Raw genomic sequence first — 17,625 nt, forward strand, 5'->3', positions numbered from 1 at the left:
CACCAATATAGTGAGTCTCTAAAAATATTTTTACTTTTCAAGATCTGCTAGACGTTGACGAACTGCTTCGCGTTTTTCTAGGTAATCTTGCTCTTTCGCACGCTCTCCTTCAATAACCGCTGCAGGAGCTTTCGCTACGAAACCTTGGTTAGAAAGTTTCTTCTGTACACGTTCTACTTCTTTATCGAACTTCTCAAGTTCTTTCTCAAGACGAGCTCTCTCTTCATCAAGATTGATAAGATCAGCTAACGGTAAGAATAACTCTGCACCTGATACGATTGCAGTCATTGCTTTTTCTGGCGCTTGTAAGTCCGTTTGAATTGTTAATTCGCTTGGGTTACAGAAACGCTCAATGTAAGAGCTATTTTTCGTAAGTTGAGCAAGTACAGCCTCATCTTTTGCTTTAATTTGCATTTGAACTTTTTTGCTCATTGGCGTATTTACTTCTGCACGAATGTTACGAACAGAGCGAATGATATCAACTAGAAGGTGCATTTCTGCCGCAGCTTCCGTATCTTGTAAATCTTCGCGAACTGTTGGCCACGCAGCTACTGTAATAGATTCGCCTTCATGCGGTAAATGTTGCCAAATTTTCTCTGTTACGAATGGCATGAATGGGTGTAATAGACGCATTGTTTGATCTAATACGTAAGCTAAAATAGAACGAGTCGTTTTCTTAGCTGCTTCATCTTCACCGTATAGTGGAAGTTTCGCCATTTCAATGTACCAGTCACAGAAATCATCCCAAATGAAGTTGTATAATGAACGACCAGCTTCACCGAACTCATATTTATCCATGTTACGTGTTACACTCTCGATTGTTTCGTTTAAGCGAGTTAAGATCCACTTATCTGCAACTGATTTTTCACCAGTTAAATCGATTTCTTCATACTTCATATCATCCATGTTCATTAATACGAAACGTGATGCGTTCCAAATTTTATTAATGAAGTTCCAAGTAGATTCTACTTTTTCCATGCTGAAACGTAAATCTTGACCTGGCGCACTTCCTGTTGATAAGAAATAGCGCATTGCATCTGCACCGTACTTCTCGATAACATCCATTGGGTCAATACCGTTACCAAGAGATTTACTCATCTTACGACCTTGCTCATCACGAACTAAACCGTGAATTAATACATCTTTAAATGGACGCTCGCCTGTAAACTCTAAACCTTGGAAAATCATACGAGATACCCAGAAGAAGATGATGTCATAACCCGTTACTAGTGCATCTGTTGAATAGTAACGTTTGAAGTCTGCTGAATCTTCATTTGGCCAACCAAGTGTTGAGAATGGCCATAACGCTGAACTGAACCATGTATCAAGTACGTCGTTATCTTGATTCCAGTTTTCAATATCTGCTGGTGCTTCTGTACCTACGTATACTTCACCAGTTTCTTTATGGTACCAAGCTGGAATACGGTGTCCCCACCATAATTGACGAGAAATACACCAGTCATGAATATTTTCCATCCAGCGTAAATATGTGTTTTCAAAACGCTCTGGTACGAACGTTACTTTTTCTTCTTCTTTTTGTTGAAGCGCTACTGCTTTTTCAGCAAGTGGAGCCATTTTTACGAACCATTGTGTTGATAAGTAAGGCTCAACAACTGCACCGCTACGCTCACTATGACCTACTGAATGCATATGTGGCTCGATTTCTACTAATACGCCAGCTTCTTGTAAGTCTTTCACTAATTCTTTACGGCATTCGAAACGATCCATACCGTTATATTTACCAGCTTTTTCGTTCATCGATCCATCTTCGTTCATTACTAAGATGCGTGGTAAGTCATGACGGTTACCTACTTCAAAGTCGTTCGGGTCATGAGCTGGTGTAATTTTTACAACGCCTGTTCCGAAGTCTTTTTCTACGTACTCATCAGCAATAATCGGAATCTCACGGCCTACGATTGGAAGTGTAACTGTTTTTCCGATTAAATGTTTGTAACGATCATCTTCTGGATGAACTGCTACCGCTGTATCACCAAGCATCGTTTCTGGACGAGTAGTAGCAAGGCGAATGTGACCTGAACCGTCTGTTAACGGATAGTTCATATGGTAGAATGCACCTTGAACTTCTTTATGAATTACTTCAATATCAGAAAGAGCTGTGCGTGTTGCTGGATCCCAGTTGATAATATATTCACCGCGGTAAATTAAGCCTTTTTCGTATAATTGAACGAATACTTTATTAACCGCATCAGATAAACCTTCGTCTAATGTGAAACGTTCGCGAGAATAGTCTAGTCCTAAACCAACTTTCCCCCATTGTTGACGAATGTGAGAAGCGTACTCTTCTTTCCACTCCCAAGCTTTTTCAAGGAATTTCTCACGGCCAAGATCGTAACGTGAAATACCTTCTTCCCGAAGTTTTCCTTCTACTTTCGCTTGTGTTGCGATACCAGCATGGTCCATTCCTGGAAGCCATAGCACATCGTAACCTTGCATACGCTTCGTACGAGTTAAAATATCTTGAAGAGTTGTATCCCAAGCATGACCTAAGTGTAACTTACCAGTTACGTTCGGAGGTGGAATTACAATTGTATACGGTTGTTTCTTCTCGTCTCCTGTTGCTTCAAAATATTTGCCTTCAAGCCACCATTGATAAAGGCCTTCTTCAACGGACATATGATCATATTTAGTTGGTAAATTCTTTTCCGGGTTTGACATTATTTTCCCTCCTTAAAATAAAAAATGTCCCTCATCCAAAAAGGACGAGGGACATCGCGGTACCACCTTTATTTACAAACAAATTCATAATTTGCTTATACTCTTAATTTGATAACGGACAAATCCGTCTTTTCCTAATGAGAACTATTCTGTTCAGAAAAGATGCTCCAGGGCTACCTTCTAACATAACTATCTAGAGAATCTCCCAGCTACTGATTCTCCTCTCTGAAGACGTTTCATGTTATACTCTTCCCCTTCAAGGCATTTATATGATTGTTAATTATTATATACAATAGTGTAAAAAACGAAACCTTATTCGTCAAGATAAATTTAAAACTATGACTTTTCGGGTGAATATAAAGAAGATAAGTAGCATTCTCTACTTATCTTCTTTATCCCGCTATTTGCGGGCAATAAGACCCCACCTCAAAATTCAGCTGAAGCAAAGAAGTTAGGTTGGAGCCACCCGCTGATTAAAGTTTTACTTTACCCGTTCCCTTGCTGGGCAGCTTGTAATTGTGACAGGAAATATTCTATATTGCTAACGAGCCAATGCGATTGTTGCAAACTCTTTACTCCGCGCAGTTCATTTTCCTCGTTGCGATTATCTCTTCTTTTCTTATAAGACTGGATTTGCCGAATAAATTGCGATGGATACGTCATATACGCAAACATAAGTAGTTGCTCTTCTTTCGTAAAAGGGAAATTTTTTTGATACATTTGAAACCATTCAAACCGATCACTTCTTGCGATTGGATATGTGTTTAAAGACCGTGAATAAAAACCTACTATATCTTGCACAGGCGTTGCAAACTTCGATTTTTCCAAACTAATAAAATAGCCATTTCGCTCATAGTCAAATAAAAAATGATTAAGTGACACGTTACCATGCACAAAAGTAATACGTGTTTTCTCTTTTTCTTTCATCGCATCGTTCCACTCATTTAATTGCTTCGTTGCAAATTCACGCGCTCTCATTACATGATGATAGTACGTACAATATTGTAATTCAAACGGGGACATATACCATTTTGATTCAGATTCTACGAGAAACTCTTCTAACATCTCACCATCATTTTCCCAGCGATCGGATATAGTTGTATAATGTTTTTCTAAATCTTCTTCCGTATATGTTTCTTCCTTTACAGTTTTTTGATGCAACGTTCCAAGTGTCTGAAACATTTTATGGTATTGATCATTATCCTCGCCGTTTCCTTCTGCACGTTCTAACCAAGGCATTAAATAATAATTATACGTCCCGTCACTTAAAATATAATTTCCATCCGTCGCGTGGTATATAGGTACATAATTTGAAAAACCTTTCTCCTTCAAATATTGAATATGATGCAGAAAGTTATTCCGCTCTAACTTTCTGCCTTCTATTTTCTTGAGTGCATACGGACCTTGATTCGTATAAATTTTCATTACACTTCCGTGCTCTTCCACATGCTGCGTATCCAATCTATATTGCCTCACGATAGGTTCATAGTGATTTCGTAATTCAATATCCATACGAATAACCCTTTCTATTCAAAACATAGCCTCTAAGAAGAGAAGCGAGTGAAAACACTCACTTCCTTATTTCGCCTTTACCTTTGAAACGGGAATATAAATAATTTGCCCCGTATTTAAAAATATATCTTCTGTTTGATTGACACGGTATAAATTTTGTACAGACGTTTCATAACGTTCTGCAATAGATTCAATTGTGTCCCCTTCTTGCACGAAATACATTCTTAACTTTGTAAATTCTTCTTCCGGTTCTTTCGTAAATATTTTTGTTAAATAAAGCGCATTTTCATCTCGCTGTGAATACTCTTCTTCTTGTTCTTCCTGCTTTTTCGCTTTTTCTTTCTTGAAATCTTTTCGCCCGAACAATTCAAATTGTGGCGTCGTTTCTTGCTCCTCTTCACGCTCCACAAATTCATGTTCTTCTATTTTCTCTTCTTCTAATTCCTGCTCTTTTCTTTCTTCTAATTGGAACGGTTCAAATGCGTAATCTTCCCACTCATCTGATTCCTTATATGCTGGTTCTTCTACATGTGGCACCGGTCTATGTTCATCCTCTTGCGCAGAATCATCTTCTAACTCCGCATACGCCGTTTCTCCCTCTTCATCCTCGATTCTTTCCTCATCACATAAACCTGTAATAGATATATCCGCTAATAATTGTAAGCAACCATTTTCCTTTAATTCATAATCAAATTCCTCAATTGATACATATAGCTCTTCAATTACTTTCACTCGATTTCTCGGAATTGATATTTCAAGCGGAAAGGAATGAACAAGTTCATTAACCCCATCTTCCCTTGTTTCTACATAATCAATTGACTTTGCTGGCGATAGTTCTCTCAATGAATACGCCGAATCATCTTTTCGTGCAACATACTCTCCCGTTAAATCTAATTGCCCTCTCACGATTACTTCATGATCAAGCTCTTCTATCTCAACGTCTGGATCTAACGAAATTGACAAAAGTTCATCGACTTCCTGTCCCTTTTGGAACCAAACAGATTCTTTTAATGAAAATCGTAACGAATGATCTGCAGCCACTTCTTTTCCCCCTCCCAAACTATATGTCATTACAGATTTATGTAGGGAAAGCTTACTTTATGAATAAAAAAAATCGCTCCCCTTATGGAGAGCGATTTTTCTCTAATACATTATTTTAATTTTGACATTGCAATTTCAGCTGCTGCAATCGTCGCCTCAATATCTGCGTCACTATGTGCTGTCGATAAGAATAAACCTTCGAATTGAGATGGCGGTAAGAATACACCTTGTTCTACCATTTCACGATAGTAAGCCGCAAAGAATTCTAAGTTTGAAGATTTTGCTGCATCGTAATTAATAACGGGCTCATCTGTAAAGAAAATACCAATCATAGAACCTGCACGGTTAATATGATGTGGAATGCCATGTTTTTCAGCTGCTTTACGTAATCCAGCTTCCAACATTTCAGCTTTACGCTCAAATTCTACATATGATTCTGGCGTTAACTGTACTAACGTTTCATAACCTGCTGCCATTGCAAGTGGGTTACCCGATAAAGTACCAGCTTGATAAATCGGTCCGCTTGGTGCAACTTGGCGCATAATTTCTGCTTTACCACCGTATGCTCCTACTGGTAAACCACCACCGATTACTTTACCTAAGCATGTTAAATCAGGTGTTACGCCATAATAACCTTGGCCACAATTATAAGCTACTCGGAACCCTGTCATTACTTCATCAAAAATAAGCAATGCACCGTTTTGTTCTGTTACTTCACGAAGACCTTCTAAAAATCCAGGCTGCGGAGGAACAACCCCCATATTTCCTGCTACTGGTTCTACAATTACACAAGCAATATCATCACCGAATTGTTCAAACGCGTATTTTACGCTTTCTAAATCGTTATAAGCTACTGTAATCGTATTTTTCGCTACACCTTCTGGTACACCAGGACTATCTGGTAAACCTAAAGTCGCCACACCAGAACCAGCTTTAATTAATAGCGAATCACCATGACCGTGGTAACAACCAATAAATTTCAAGATTTTATTACGACCTGTATAACCACGAGCTAAACGTAGTGCACTCATTGTTGCTTCCGTTCCAGAGTTAACCATACGCACAATCTCAATTGATGGCACGCGCTCAATAACAAGTTTTGCTAATTTATTTTCAATTTCTGTTGGTGCACCGAAGCTTGTACCTCTTTCAGCAACAGATTTTAACGCTTCTACAACACGATCATTTGCATGACCATGAATTAAAGGCCCCCATGATAATACGTAGTCGATGTATTCATTCCCATCAATATCATATACTTTAGAGCCTTTTCCACGCTCCATAAACAACGGATTCATCCCAACAGATTTAAAAGCACGAACCGGGCTATTTACGCCACCAGGCATTAAGTCTTGTGCCTCTTCAAACGCCGCAATCGATTTATCAAACTTTTTCATTATTTAGCGCCTCCTTCTTGTAACCATTTTGCTGCATCTTTCGCATGATACGTAATAATTAAGTCTGCTCCTGCACGTTTCATACTAATTAATTTTTCAAGAACAACTTCTTTTTCATTAATCCAGCCATTTTGCGCTGCCGCTTTAATCATCGAATATTCACCACTTACATTATAAGCGACAACTGGTAAATTAAAGTTATTTTTCACATCACGAACGATATCTAAGTAAGAAAGAGCTGGTTTTACGATTAAGAAATCTGCACCTTCCATTACATCTGATTCTGCTTCACGGAATGCTTCCATACGGTTTGCCGGATCCATTTGATATGTTTTACGGTCACCAAATTGCGGTGCACCGTGCGCAGCATCACGGAATGGTCCATAAAATGCTGATGAATATTTCACAGCGTACGACATAACTGGCACGTGTCCAAAACCATTTTCGTCTAATGCATGGCGAATTGCTGTTACGAAGCCGTCCATCATGTTTGATGGCGCAATAATGTCCGCTCCTGCTTTCGCTTGACTTACAGCTGTTTTCGCAAGAACTGTAAGAGACTCGTCATTTAAAATAATACCATCTTCAATTACACCGCAATGACCATGGCTTGTAAATTGACATAAACATGTGTCTGCAACTACTACTAGCTCAGGGAAATCACCTTTAATTTGCTGAATAGCACGTTGTACAATTCCATGATCACAATATGCTGATGATCCAACTTCATCCTTTTCAGCAGGTAAACCAAATACAATAACAGAACGAATACCTAAATCAACAACTTCTTGCATTTCAGCTTGCAATAAATCTAAAGACATTTGATATACGCCTGGCATAGAAGGAACTTCATTACGAACATTTTCACCTTCTAATACAAAAATAGGGTAAATAAAATCTTCCGTATGTAAAAACGTTTCACGCACAAGCGCACGCATGCCCCCGCTTTGTCTTAAACGACGATGACGATTAAATTGTAAAGAGTTCATAGATTTCTATCCCCATTCTTTCATTTTATAGATTCACAAACACATTGTAGTAATGCTTCTACAGTGTACTCTTTCGGCACAATAACAGACGGAAAATAACGACTTGCCTCTTTTTCCGTAATAGGTCCTATACAAGCAATTGTACATTTTTTTGTCCATTCTCTCCAGTTTGCACCCTCAAGTAAACGAACAAAACTAGTAACAGTTGAAGGACTCGTAAATGTAATAATGTCTACTTCTCCTAACTTCAACGCTGCTATAAGCTCTTGCTTTTTTTCTACATTCACTTTCGTACCGTATACGATCAACTCATCTAGAGAAACACCAATTTCACGCAGTTTAACTGGTATTACATCTCTTGCTAAATTGCCTTTTGGAAATAAAATACGTTCGTTTCCATTTAATTCTTTTAGAAACTCTTCGGCAAATGCTTCTGCAACAAATGAAGTCGGAACAAAATGAACTTGATAGCCCCTTTTTTCTAACTCTAATTTTGTTTTCACACCTACCGCAGCGATTTTAATGGTTAGTGGTAGTTTCTTTTTTAAACTATCTAGAAAAAAAGCTACACCATTTCTGCTCGTAAAAATAACCCAGTCGTATGAATGTAGCTGCTCTTCAATATGTTGAATTTGCCTATGAGACATACCTTCCATACGCAAAAGCGGAATTTCCAATGGAATTCCGCTCTTTTCTTTCACTGCTACACTCATTTGTTTCGCTTGATGCTGGGCACGTGTAATCAATACCGTTTTTCCAGCGAGAGCGTTCATATTTATTGTTGCTCCTTATTTGCAGCAAGAATGAGTTCTTTGGCGCCTTGTTTAATTAAACGGTCCGCGGCCTCTAATCCTACTTCTTCAGGATTAGTACCCACTACTGTCTCTTTTAATAAAACAGAGCCATCCATAGAGCCGACAAGAGCTGTTAATTCGATTGCATCGTTTTCTGTAAGGGTTGCATATCCAGCGATTGGAACTTGGCATCCACCTTCAAGTTTATGAAGAAATACTCGCTCCGCTGCCACTGTTCTTTCTGTTATCGCATCATTAATATGCGCTAACAATTGCAATAAATCCTTATCATCCTCACGACATTCAATCGCTAATGCACCTTGTCCTACAGCAGGTACACATAACGTTTCATCTAAATGTTCTGTAATAACTTCATCATCCCAGCCCATTCTTTGTAATCCAGCTGTCGCTAAAATAATCGCATCGTAATCTTCTTCTTTTAATTTACGTAAACGTGTATCGATATTCCCGCGAATCCACTTCACTTGTAAATCTGGTCTCGCAGCGAGTAGCTGTGCACTACGTCTTAAACTACTCGTACCTAAAATAGCGCCTTCTGCTAACTCTTTAAACGATGCTCCGCTTTTTGAGATAAAAGCATCACGAGGGTCAACACGCTTCGGTGTACAGCCAATCATTAAACCTTCTGGAAGTACGGCCGGCATATCTTTCATACTATGTACAGCCATATCGATTTCTTTCGTAAGTAACGCATGCTCAATTTCTTTAACGAACAAGCCTTTTCCGCCTACTTTTGAAAGAGTAACATCTAAAATAACATCACCTTTTGTGACAATTTCTTTCACTTCAAATTCATATGGTAGACCTAGCGCTTTTAACTGATCAATAAACCAGTTTGTTTGCGTTAATGCTAGTTTACTCTTTCGTGACCCTACAATAATTTTACGCATAATTCTCTCTCCTCATTATAAATACCAAAAGTGGAAATTGGATAAACTGCTTAATAGAAAAATGTTTACTAGCATTACGAGAAACGATCCGATATTCCACTGTACAATTTTCTTACCTTGCAACACATCTGCCGCTCGTAAATATAAACCTGTGCAATACACAAATAGAACGACAAAAGATCCGATTACTTTCGTATCATACCAATGGAAATTGTCCAATTTTGTATATCCCCATATACACCCCAATAAAATTGCTAGTAAGAAAAACGGAACAGAAAATAAATTTAATCCGTAAGACGTAGATTCAAGCTTCGGTAAATTCCCTAACCTTCTTAATCTCGCATTCCACTTTTTCTTTTTTAATAGGCGATATTGCAGTAAATACATAATAGAAAAAATAAACGATACCGTAAACGTTGCATAAGAAATAATTGCCATTCCAACATGCACGTATACAAGTTCTGAAACTAATTGCTTTGCAAGTACTGGCGACATCTTTCCGAGCGGTGTAAAAATAGAAAAAGCGCTTACGCCAAATGCAACAACATTTGTAAAGAAGACTAAAAAGTCAACGCGCATAAATCGATTTATGACTAACGACATCGTAATCAATAACCAAACATAAAAATAAATCCCTGATAATAAAGTTAAAATGGGATTCGTTTCTGAATCTGTCGCCCTAAGCAACATAAAAATAGACTGCAATACCCATACAATCGAAAGTAACCAAAAAGCAAATCGGTTCGCCTTTCGGTTACTTTGGAAATAATCTATAAAATATAAACTAATGCTACAAGCATATAAAATAATTGCAATATGATAAATAATACTGTTATTTAAAAAACTCATCCGATCATCCTTCCAAATTATAAAGATGGAACGGATGGTGTCCACACTCTTTTATGTTCTACTTCTTCCGCACGACTCTCTACTTCTTCCGTTTCTAAATCGAAAATCTTTGCAAATAACGCTAGTTTTTCGCTCGCTCCCTCTTCAGCAGCTATTTCTTTTGCTACTAAAATTGGGTCTTTTAATAATTGATTAATAATACTTTTCGTATGCTTACTAATAACTTTTTTCTCACGATCACTAAGGTTTGGTATTTTTCGCTCTAGGCTTACCATCGTTTCACTTTGGATTGCAAGTGCCTTATCACGAAGAGCTGATATTAATGGAACAACACCAAGTGTACTTAACCACGTTTTAAATAGAACAATTTCCTCTTCAATCATAAATTGAATTTTCTCTGCTTCTTTCAAACGCTCAGCACGGTTTGCCTCCACTACTCCTTGTAAATCATCAATATCATACAAGAAAGAACCTTCTAGCTCATCAATCGCTGGATCAATATCACGTGGCACTGCAATGTCAACCATAAACAAAGGACGACCACAACGCATTTTCTCCACCTTTGTCATCATCTCTTTTGTAATGACATACTCAGATGCACCAGTTGAACTAATTAAAATATCTGCTTCTAATAATGCACATTGTAATTCGCTTAATGATTTTGCATGTCCCATATATTTCTCAGCCATTACTTCTGCTTTCGAAAGCGTCCTATTCATAACTGTTACTTTACGAGCACCACTTCCATATAAGTTTTGTAGTGCAAGTTCGCCCATTTTACCAGCACCAAGAATAAGCACATGACAATCTGTTAACTCGCCAAATATTTTCTTTCCAAGCTCAACAGCAGCATAACTAACAGACATCGCACTTTCACCAATTGTTGTTTCTGAGTGGGCACGTTTTGCTAATGTAATGACTTGCTTAAACAATTCATTAAAAATTGTGCCTGTTGCTTTAACTTGTTGTGCTTCTAAAAAGCTATCTTTTATTTGGCCTAAAATCTGTGTTTCTCCCACTACCATAGAATCTAAACCGCACGTTACGCGGAATAAATGGTCTATTGCACCATCTTGTTCAAAAATAGTTAAATATGGTGCGACTTCTTCTATTTCAAGCTGAAACCAATCAGCTAAAAATTTCTTAATATAATACCGTCCCGTGTGTAATTGATCGACAACAGCATAAATCTCAGTGCGATTACAAGTTGATACAATGACATTCTCTAACACGCTCTTTTGATTTTGTAATGTAGTCATCGCTCGCTCTAGCTCTGCTGCCTGAAATGTGAGTTTCTCACGAAATTCTACAGGGGCTGTTCGATAATTTACACTAACAACAAGAATATGCACGCAGCATGTCCCCCTTCACCCGTTTTATCACTTTATCTACTATCATAATACAACTTTCCTCTTATGAATCTGACAATCGTGTGAACAACCGATTATTTTTTAATTATTCTCCGTATGTAATAAAGGAGATTCAGCAAACTAATAAAAAAACTTCTACTTTATAATGATTATAAATTAATAACTCTATTTGTACGTTACCAAAAAAAGTCCTCATAATCAAGTGATGGAAACTATTCCATATAAATTATAACATCATCTTTCCTATCTTCTTTCATCATGAAGGAAAATATGTATGATTGTTCCAAAATGTAGCAAACACTTTCTCAATACAATGTATTTGACATTTTATTTCTTTTTCGTTATATTGATTTTACAAAATTAAATTGTGCACAACTTAATAAGAAGGGAGTTATGTATGACAGAGGACTCTTTGCATCTAGATAACCAACTTTGTTTTTCTATTTATGCCTGTTCTAGAGAGGTTACTCGTTTTTATCGACCTTATTTAGAAGAGATGGGTATTACGTATCCCCAGTACATTACTTTACTCGTACTATGGGAGCAAGATGGACTAACAGTAAAAGAAATTGGAGAACGTCTATTTTTAGATTCCGGTACGTTAACACCTATGTTAAAACGAATGGAATCATTAACACTTGTAAAACGTGTTCGTTCCAAAGAAGACGAGCGAAAAGTTTGTATTGAATTAACAGAACAAGGCAAAAATTTAAAGGAAAAGGCTTGTTCATTACCGACAACAATGGCTACAAACTTAGGAATTACAGAGCAAGAATATCGCTCTTTATTAATTCAACTAAATAAACTAATTGAAACAATGAAAACAATTAATGATGGAAAAGGGGAATAAATATGGATAAATTATATACTGCTTCAGTAACAGCAACAGGTGGAAGAAATGGGAAAGTAGTTTCAGATGATGGCATATTAAATCTTGATGTGAAAATGCCGAAAGCACTAGGTGGTGCAGGTGGAGAAGCAACAAATCCAGAACAACTATTTGCAGCTGGTTATGCAGCTTGTTTCGATAGTGCATTACAACTTGTCATTCGTACAAAACGTATGAAAGTAGAAAGTACAGAAGTAACCGCTCACGTTTCTATCGGAAAAGATACAGATGGTGGTTTTGGCCTATCTGCCGTGCTTGATGTACATGTCGCTGGCGTTTCACATAGCGAAGCACAAGAACTTGTAGAAGCGGCTCACGGTGTATGTCCTTACTCTAAAGCAACACGAGGTAATATTGAAGTTACATTAAACGTACGTTAACAGCTTATATAAAGAAAAAAACGCGCGACATTCGTCACGCGTTTTTTGTTTTTGTCATTTTATGAATTGCCTTCCACGCTTCTTCTTTCCCAAGTCCTGTTTCAGAAGAGAATAGAACGATTTCATCGCCAATTTCAACAGCAAGCGTTTCTTTTACAACTTTTAAATGCTTTTGCCATTTCCCTTTCGGGATTTTATCGGCTTTCGTCGCAATAATAATTGTTGGGATTTCATAATGCTTTAAGAAATCATACATCATCACGTCATCACTTGTTGGCTGGTGACGTAAATCAACTACTAATACAGCTGCGTCTAATTGCTTACGCGTTGTAAAGTACGTTTCAATCATTTTCCCCCATGCCGCGCGCTCCGATTTAGACACTTTCGCATATCCATAACCTGGAACGTCAACAAAATGCATCATCTCATTGATTAAGAAAAAGTTCAGTGTTTGCGTTTTTCCTGGTTTAGAAGAAATACGCACTAACTTTTTACGATTTAAAATTTTATTAATAAAGGAAGACTTCCCGACATTTGAACGACCTGCTAATGCAATTTCTGGTAAATCACTGTCTGGATATTGTTCTGGTTTAACAGCACTAATTACAATATCTGCTTTTGTTACTTTCATTGTTTCACTCCTACTAATGCGTGCTCCAATACTTCATCTAAATGAGATGCAAGCACAAACGTAAGGTTTTCTTTTACGCTCTCTGGAATATCATCTAAATCTTTCTCGTTTTCTGCTGGCAAAATAATTTTTGTTAAGCCTGCGCGGTGAGCACTTAATGTTTTTTCTTTTAAGCCACCAATTGGTAATACACGACCACGAAGTGTAATTTCACCTGTCATACCTACTTCTTTACTTACAGGAATACCTGTTAATGCAGAAATAAGTGCCGTTGCCATCGTAATACCTGCTGACGGTCCATCTTTCGGAACTGCTCCTTCTGGAACATGAATATGAATATCATTTTTCTCATGGAAATTCGGATCAATCTGAAGCTCTTCTGCACGAGAACGTATATAACTAAACGCAGCTTGTGCTGATTCTTTCATAACATCCCCAAGTTTCCCTGTTAAAATTAGTTTCCCTTTTCCTGGCGCTACAGAAACTTCAATTGCAAGTGTATCGCCGCCTGCTGCTGTGTAAGCTAGACCTGTTGCCATACCAACTTGGTCTGTTTTTTCAGCTTGCCCATAACGGAATATGTGTTTACCAAGTAAATCAACAATCTTTTTCTCTGTCACAACGATACGTTTACGTTCTGCTGTAACGATAATTTTCGCTACTTTACGGCAAACTTTTGCAATTTGGCGTTCTAGCATACGAACACCAGCCTCACGTGTATAATAACGAATAATTTCAAGAAGCGCTTCATCACGTACTTGTAAATTACCTTTTCGTAAGCCATGCTCTTTTAATTGTTTCGGCAATAAATGCTCACGAGCAATGTGTACTTTTTCAAGTTCTGTATAGCCAGCAATCGAAATGATTTCCATACGGTCAAGTAATGGACCTGGAATACTTGAAAGTGTATTAGCAGTTGCTACAAACATAACTTTCGATAGATCATATGGTTCTTCAATGTAATGATCACTGAAGTTATGGTTTTGTTCTGGATCTAATACTTCAAGTAATGCTGCTGATGGATCTCCACGGAAATCGTTAGACATTTTATCAATCTCATCTAATAAGAAGACTGGATTAACTGTTTTCGCCTTTTTCATACCTTGAATAATGCGTCCTGGCATTGCTCCAACATATGTACGGCGGTGACCACGAATTTCAGATTCATCACGCACACCACCAAGAGATACACGGACAAAGTTACGATTCAATGATGTTGCAATTGAACGCGCTAACGAAGTTTTTCCGACCCCAGGAGGGCCTACTAAACAAAGGATAGGTCCTTTTAATGAATTCGTTAACTTCTGTACAGCTAAATATTCAAGTACACGCTCTTTCACTTTTTCAAGACCGTAATGATCGTTATTTAAAATCTCTTCCGAATGAGCAAGATCAATTATATCTTCTGTTGCCTCTGTCCACGGAAGCGCTAATAACCAATCAATATAATTGCGAATAACACCACTCTCCGCAGAACTTGCTGGTAACTTTTCATAACGATCTAATTCTTTCAGCGCAGCCTTCATTGTTTCTTCAGGCATACCTGACTGTTCAATTTTTTCACGAAGTTCTTCTACTTCTCCGCCCTTACCTTCTTTGTCGCCAAGTTCAGTTTGAATCGCCTTCATTTGCTCACGTAAGAAATATTCTTTTTGCGTGCGCTCCATTGAACGTTTCACTTGTTGCCCAATTTTCTTTTCTAGGCTAAGTAACTCTTGTTCATCTTGAATAATTGAAATAAGTGTATGTAATCGTTCTTTTACAGATACAATCTCTAGAATCTCTTGTTTCTGCTTCGTTTTAATCGGCAAGTGAGAAGCAATTAAATCAGCTAATCTCCCTGGTTCCTCTACATCAGCTACCGTTGCAAATGTTTCATTTGAAACTTTTTTCGAAACTTTAATATATTGTTCGAAATGCTCCAGTAACGTACGCATAAGAGCTTTCTCTTCTAAATCATCTTCTACTTCTTCAGTTACCGTTTTAATAGACACTTGTACTACATTTTCTTCTTCGATAAACTCTATTACTTCTGCTCTATGTAAACCTTCCACAAGGACACGAAGCGTACCGTTCGGCAATTTTAGCATTTGCTTTACTTTCGCCACTGTACCTACACTATATATGTCATCTTCTTTCGGATCATCGATATTCATTTCTTTTTGCATTGCTAAAAAGATGATATTTTCATCCATTGCCGCCTGCTCTAGTGCTTGTATCGATTTATCACGTCCTACATCAAGATGCAAAACCATCGTTGGATATACGAGAACGCCTCTTAATGGTAGGAGGGGCACGATTCTTTCGTTCGTATTCATACTAGACATAGCACCTCCATAATAAATTAAACTCCTGTTCAACTATTTTATATTACAATACACCTAGATGCAATTGCTGAGATTCCTCGCAATTGTAAATAGCTTGTTTTTCTACCTCACGAAAAGAAAAAAGACTCCGATTAAGCATACAAACTTAAACGAAGTCTGGCAAATTTTATTATTGTTTATTTTTACATAGATTGTGCATCTGTTTCGTCTACGTTAGTATGTACATCTAGCTCTCTATGCATATTTTCTTGCATAAACGTTAACTCAAATACTTCTTTTAATTTACGGACAGGAATAATTTCGATTCCCTTTATCGTATACAAAAATGGTTGCATATTTTCAGCAGGAATAATGACTTTCTTAGCTCCCGCTTTTTTCGCAGCTTTTATTTTTGCGTACACGCCACCAATAGGCTTTACTTCTCCGTGTATACTTATTTCACCTGTCATCGCTACTTCATTATTTACATATGTGCGATGCACCGCAGAATATACACCTGTTGCCATAGCGATTCCTGCAGAAGGTCCATCAATTGGGATACCACCTGGAAAATTAATATGTATATCGTATCCTTCTGGCAACACATCTAAAGAACGAAGTACTGTTAATACATTATCAACAGAGCCTTTTGCCATACTTTTACGGCGAATCGATTTCGTTTGACTACCAATACTTTCTTCTTCTACAATTCCGGTAACATTTACCGATCCTTTATCTTTCGCCGGAATTGCTGTTACTTCAATTTCTAATAACGCACCTGTATTTGGTCCGTATACAGCAAGACCATTTACAAGACCAATCCTTGGAATCGGATAAATGTGCTTTTCGTATTTCGGTGTAAGCTGACTTGAGTGAACAACCCACTCTATATCTTCATCTTTAATGAAAGAACGTTCTTCATTTATCGCCATACCAGCAGAAATTTGTACGAGATTAATCGCCTCTCGTCCATTTCTTGCATACATCCCAATCATTTCAATACCATTTTCACCTATTTGCATTTCCACTTTTTCCGCGGCGTTTTTCGCTACTTTTTGAACCTCTTCCGTATCTAATTCGCGGAAAAATACTTCTAAGCAACGTGACCGAATAGCAGGAGGAATTTCCTCTGGCGAACGTGTCGTTGCTCCAACTAAGCGAAAATCTGCCGGTAAGCCTTTTTGGAAAATATCATGTATATATGTTGGGATCATCGTATTTTCTTCACTATAGTACGCACTTTCTAAAAATACTTTTCGATCTTCTAACACCTTTAACATTTTGTTCATTTGAATCGGATGGAGTTCGCCAATCTCATCAATAAACAAAATACCACCATGCGCATCTGTTACAGCACCTTTTTTCGGTTGCGGAATACCTGCTTGCCCCATCGCCCCAGCACCTTGATAAATCGGATCATGCACCGAACCAATTAAAGGGTCTGCGATACCACGTTCATCAAACCGAGCTGTCGTCGCATCAAGTTCAATAAATGTTGCATTCGTACGAAATGGAGATTTAGGATTTCGTTTCGCTTCTTCTAATACAAGACGTGCTGCCGCTGTTTTCCCAACACCTGGCGGGCCATATATGATTACATGTTGCGGATTCGGACCACAAAGAGCCGCTTTTAAGGACTTAATCCCGTCCTCTTGCCCTACAATATCTAAAAAGGTTGTAGGACGCACCTTTTCTGCTAGCGGCTCTGTTAAAGAAATCTCACGCATTTTACGAAGCTGTTCTAATTCTTTTTTCGATTCTCGATCAATTGAAACTTTTTGTGTTCGTTGATTTCGAAGTAAATGCCAGAAATATAATCCGACAATTACACCAAAAACAAGTTGAACAACTAAAAATATATTTGTCCAGCTCATTATTTA

At 37.8% G+C, this 17,625-nt stretch carries 14 protein-coding genes and 1 other annotated feature; of the genes, 2 read left to right on the forward strand and 12 right to left on the reverse strand.

Annotated elements, in window-relative coordinates; genetic code table 11:
- Window positions 1-30: 30 nt before the first annotated feature.
- The 9 genes from ACTJJY_RS05895 to hemA all read right to left on the reverse strand — a co-directional run bounded on the left by ACTJJY_RS05895 (window position 31) and on the right by hemA (window position 11,521).
- Window positions 31-2,676 carry a valine--tRNA ligase gene (locus ACTJJY_RS05895; RefSeq protein ID WP_440605176.1) on the reverse strand — a complete coding sequence of 882 codons (2,646 nt, stop codon included), beginning with the start codon at window positions 2,674-2,676 and terminating at the stop codon, window positions 31-33.
- A gap of 37 nt (window positions 2,677-2,713) precedes the next feature.
- Window positions 2,714-2,945: a binding site (T-box leader), on the reverse strand.
- A gap of 217 nt (window positions 2,946-3,162) precedes the next feature.
- Complete coding sequence (ysxE, locus tag ACTJJY_RS05900; RefSeq protein WP_440605177.1) at window positions 3,163-4,188, reverse strand: spore coat protein YsxE; 1,026 nt, start codon at window positions 4,186-4,188, stop codon at window positions 3,163-3,165.
- Window positions 4,189-4,254: 66 nt separating this feature from the next.
- Window positions 4,255-5,259 (reverse strand): stage VI sporulation protein D, encoded by a 1,005-nt coding sequence (gene spoVID, locus ACTJJY_RS05905; RefSeq protein WP_440605178.1) that lies wholly within the window; start codon window positions 5,257-5,259, stop codon window positions 4,255-4,257.
- A gap of 80 nt (window positions 5,260-5,339) precedes the next feature.
- Entirely contained in the window at window positions 5,340-6,626 is a 1,287-nt protein-coding gene (gene hemL / locus ACTJJY_RS05910) for a glutamate-1-semialdehyde 2,1-aminomutase (RefSeq protein WP_000712942.1), read from the reverse strand.
- Window positions 6,626-7,615: a porphobilinogen synthase gene (gene hemB, locus ACTJJY_RS05915; protein ID WP_440605179.1), complete on the reverse strand. Its 990-nt coding sequence runs from the start codon at window positions 7,613-7,615 to the stop codon at window positions 6,626-6,628. The genes hemL and hemB overlap by 1 nt, the downstream gene beginning before the upstream one ends.
- A 20-nt stretch (window positions 7,616-7,635) precedes the next feature.
- Window positions 7,636-8,388, reverse strand: coding sequence for a uroporphyrinogen-III synthase (gene hemD / locus ACTJJY_RS05920; RefSeq protein WP_000992343.1), 753 nt, complete (start codon window positions 8,386-8,388; stop codon window positions 7,636-7,638).
- Between the two features lie 2 nt (window positions 8,389-8,390).
- A complete protein-coding gene (gene hemC, locus ACTJJY_RS05925) occupies window positions 8,391-9,320 on the reverse strand; it encodes a hydroxymethylbilane synthase (protein ID WP_440605180.1) in 930 nt (309 codons plus the stop codon).
- 15 nt (window positions 9,321-9,335) lie between these two features.
- Complete coding sequence (locus ACTJJY_RS05930; RefSeq protein ID WP_440605181.1) at window positions 9,336-10,169, reverse strand: cytochrome c biogenesis protein; 834 nt, start codon at window positions 10,167-10,169, stop codon at window positions 9,336-9,338.
- 17 nt (window positions 10,170-10,186) lie between these two features.
- Window positions 10,187-11,521 carry a glutamyl-tRNA reductase gene (gene hemA / locus ACTJJY_RS05935; protein WP_440605182.1) on the reverse strand — a complete coding sequence of 445 codons (1,335 nt, stop codon included), beginning with the start codon at window positions 11,519-11,521 and terminating at the stop codon, window positions 10,187-10,189.
- Window positions 11,522-11,936: 415 nt separating this feature from the next.
- Between hemA and ACTJJY_RS05940 the strand changes: the two genes are divergently transcribed.
- Together ACTJJY_RS05940 and ACTJJY_RS05945 are read left to right on the forward strand one after the other, a co-directional pair.
- On the forward strand, window positions 11,937-12,389 hold the full coding sequence (locus ACTJJY_RS05940) for a MarR family winged helix-turn-helix transcriptional regulator (protein WP_016080166.1): 453 nt from the start codon (window positions 11,937-11,939) through the stop codon (window positions 12,387-12,389).
- Window positions 12,390-12,391: 2 nt separating this feature from the next.
- On the forward strand, window positions 12,392-12,808 hold the full coding sequence (locus ACTJJY_RS05945) for an organic hydroperoxide resistance protein (RefSeq protein ID WP_000359774.1): 417 nt from the start codon (window positions 12,392-12,394) through the stop codon (window positions 12,806-12,808).
- 34 nt (window positions 12,809-12,842) lie between these two features.
- Here ACTJJY_RS05945 and ysxC read toward each other — a convergent pair whose 3' ends face one another.
- From ysxC to lonB, 3 genes are all read right to left on the reverse strand, one after another.
- Complete coding sequence (gene ysxC, locus ACTJJY_RS05950; protein WP_000869118.1) at window positions 12,843-13,439, reverse strand: ribosome biogenesis GTP-binding protein YsxC; 597 nt, start codon at window positions 13,437-13,439, stop codon at window positions 12,843-12,845.
- Entirely contained in the window at window positions 13,436-15,766 is a 2,331-nt protein-coding gene (gene lon / locus ACTJJY_RS05955) for an endopeptidase La (protein WP_440605183.1), read from the reverse strand. Before lon ends, ysxC begins: the two co-directional genes overlap by 4 nt.
- 182 nt (window positions 15,767-15,948) lie before the next feature.
- Window positions 15,949-17,619, reverse strand: a complete 1,671-nt coding sequence (gene lonB / locus ACTJJY_RS05960) for an ATP-dependent protease LonB (protein WP_440605184.1) — start codon at window positions 17,617-17,619, stop codon at window positions 15,949-15,951.
- Window positions 17,620-17,625 lie beyond the last annotated feature (6 nt).

The sequence above is a fragment of the Bacillus sp. 22475 genome (genome assembly GCF_052044835.1).
In the GTDB taxonomy this organism is placed as follows: domain Bacteria; phylum Bacillota; class Bacilli; order Bacillales; family Bacillaceae_G; genus Bacillus_A; species Bacillus_A cereus.

Coding starts and splice junctions, on each gene's coding strand:
- ACTJJY_RS05895 (WP_440605176.1), bottom strand. CDS start 2,676: ATGTCAAACCCGGAAAAGAATTTACCAACTAAATATGATCATATGTCC.
- ysxE (WP_440605177.1), bottom strand. CDS start 4,188: ATGGATATTGAATTACGAAATCACTATGAACCTATCGTGAGGCAATAT.
- spoVID (WP_440605178.1), bottom strand. CDS start 5,259: ATGACATATAGTTTGGGAGGGGGAAAAGAAGTGGCTGCAGATCATTCG.
- hemL (WP_000712942.1), bottom strand. CDS start 6,626: ATGAAAAAGTTTGATAAATCGATTGCGGCGTTTGAAGAGGCACAAGAC.
- hemB (WP_440605179.1), bottom strand. CDS start 7,615: ATGAACTCTTTACAATTTAATCGTCATCGTCGTTTAAGACAAAGCGGG.
- hemD (WP_000992343.1), bottom strand. CDS start 8,388: ATGAACGCTCTCGCTGGAAAAACGGTATTGATTACACGTGCCCAGCAT.
- hemC (WP_440605180.1), bottom strand. CDS start 9,320: ATGCGTAAAATTATTGTAGGGTCACGAAAGAGTAAACTAGCATTAACG.
- ACTJJY_RS05930 (WP_440605181.1), bottom strand. CDS start 10,169: ATGAGTTTTTTAAATAACAGTATTATTTATCATATTGCAATTATTTTA.
- ACTJJY_RS05940 (WP_016080166.1), top strand. CDS start 11,937: ATGACAGAGGACTCTTTGCATCTAGATAACCAACTTTGTTTTTCTATT.
- ACTJJY_RS05945 (WP_000359774.1), top strand. CDS start 12,392: ATGGATAAATTATATACTGCTTCAGTAACAGCAACAGGTGGAAGAAAT.
- ysxC (WP_000869118.1), bottom strand. CDS start 13,439: ATGAAAGTAACAAAAGCAGATATTGTAATTAGTGCTGTTAAACCAGAA.
- lon (WP_440605183.1), bottom strand. CDS start 15,766: ATGTCTAGTATGAATACGAACGAAAGAATCGTGCCCCTCCTACCATTA.
- lonB (WP_440605184.1), bottom strand. CDS start 17,619: ATGAGCTGGACAAATATATTTTTAGTTGTTCAACTTGTTTTTGGTGTA.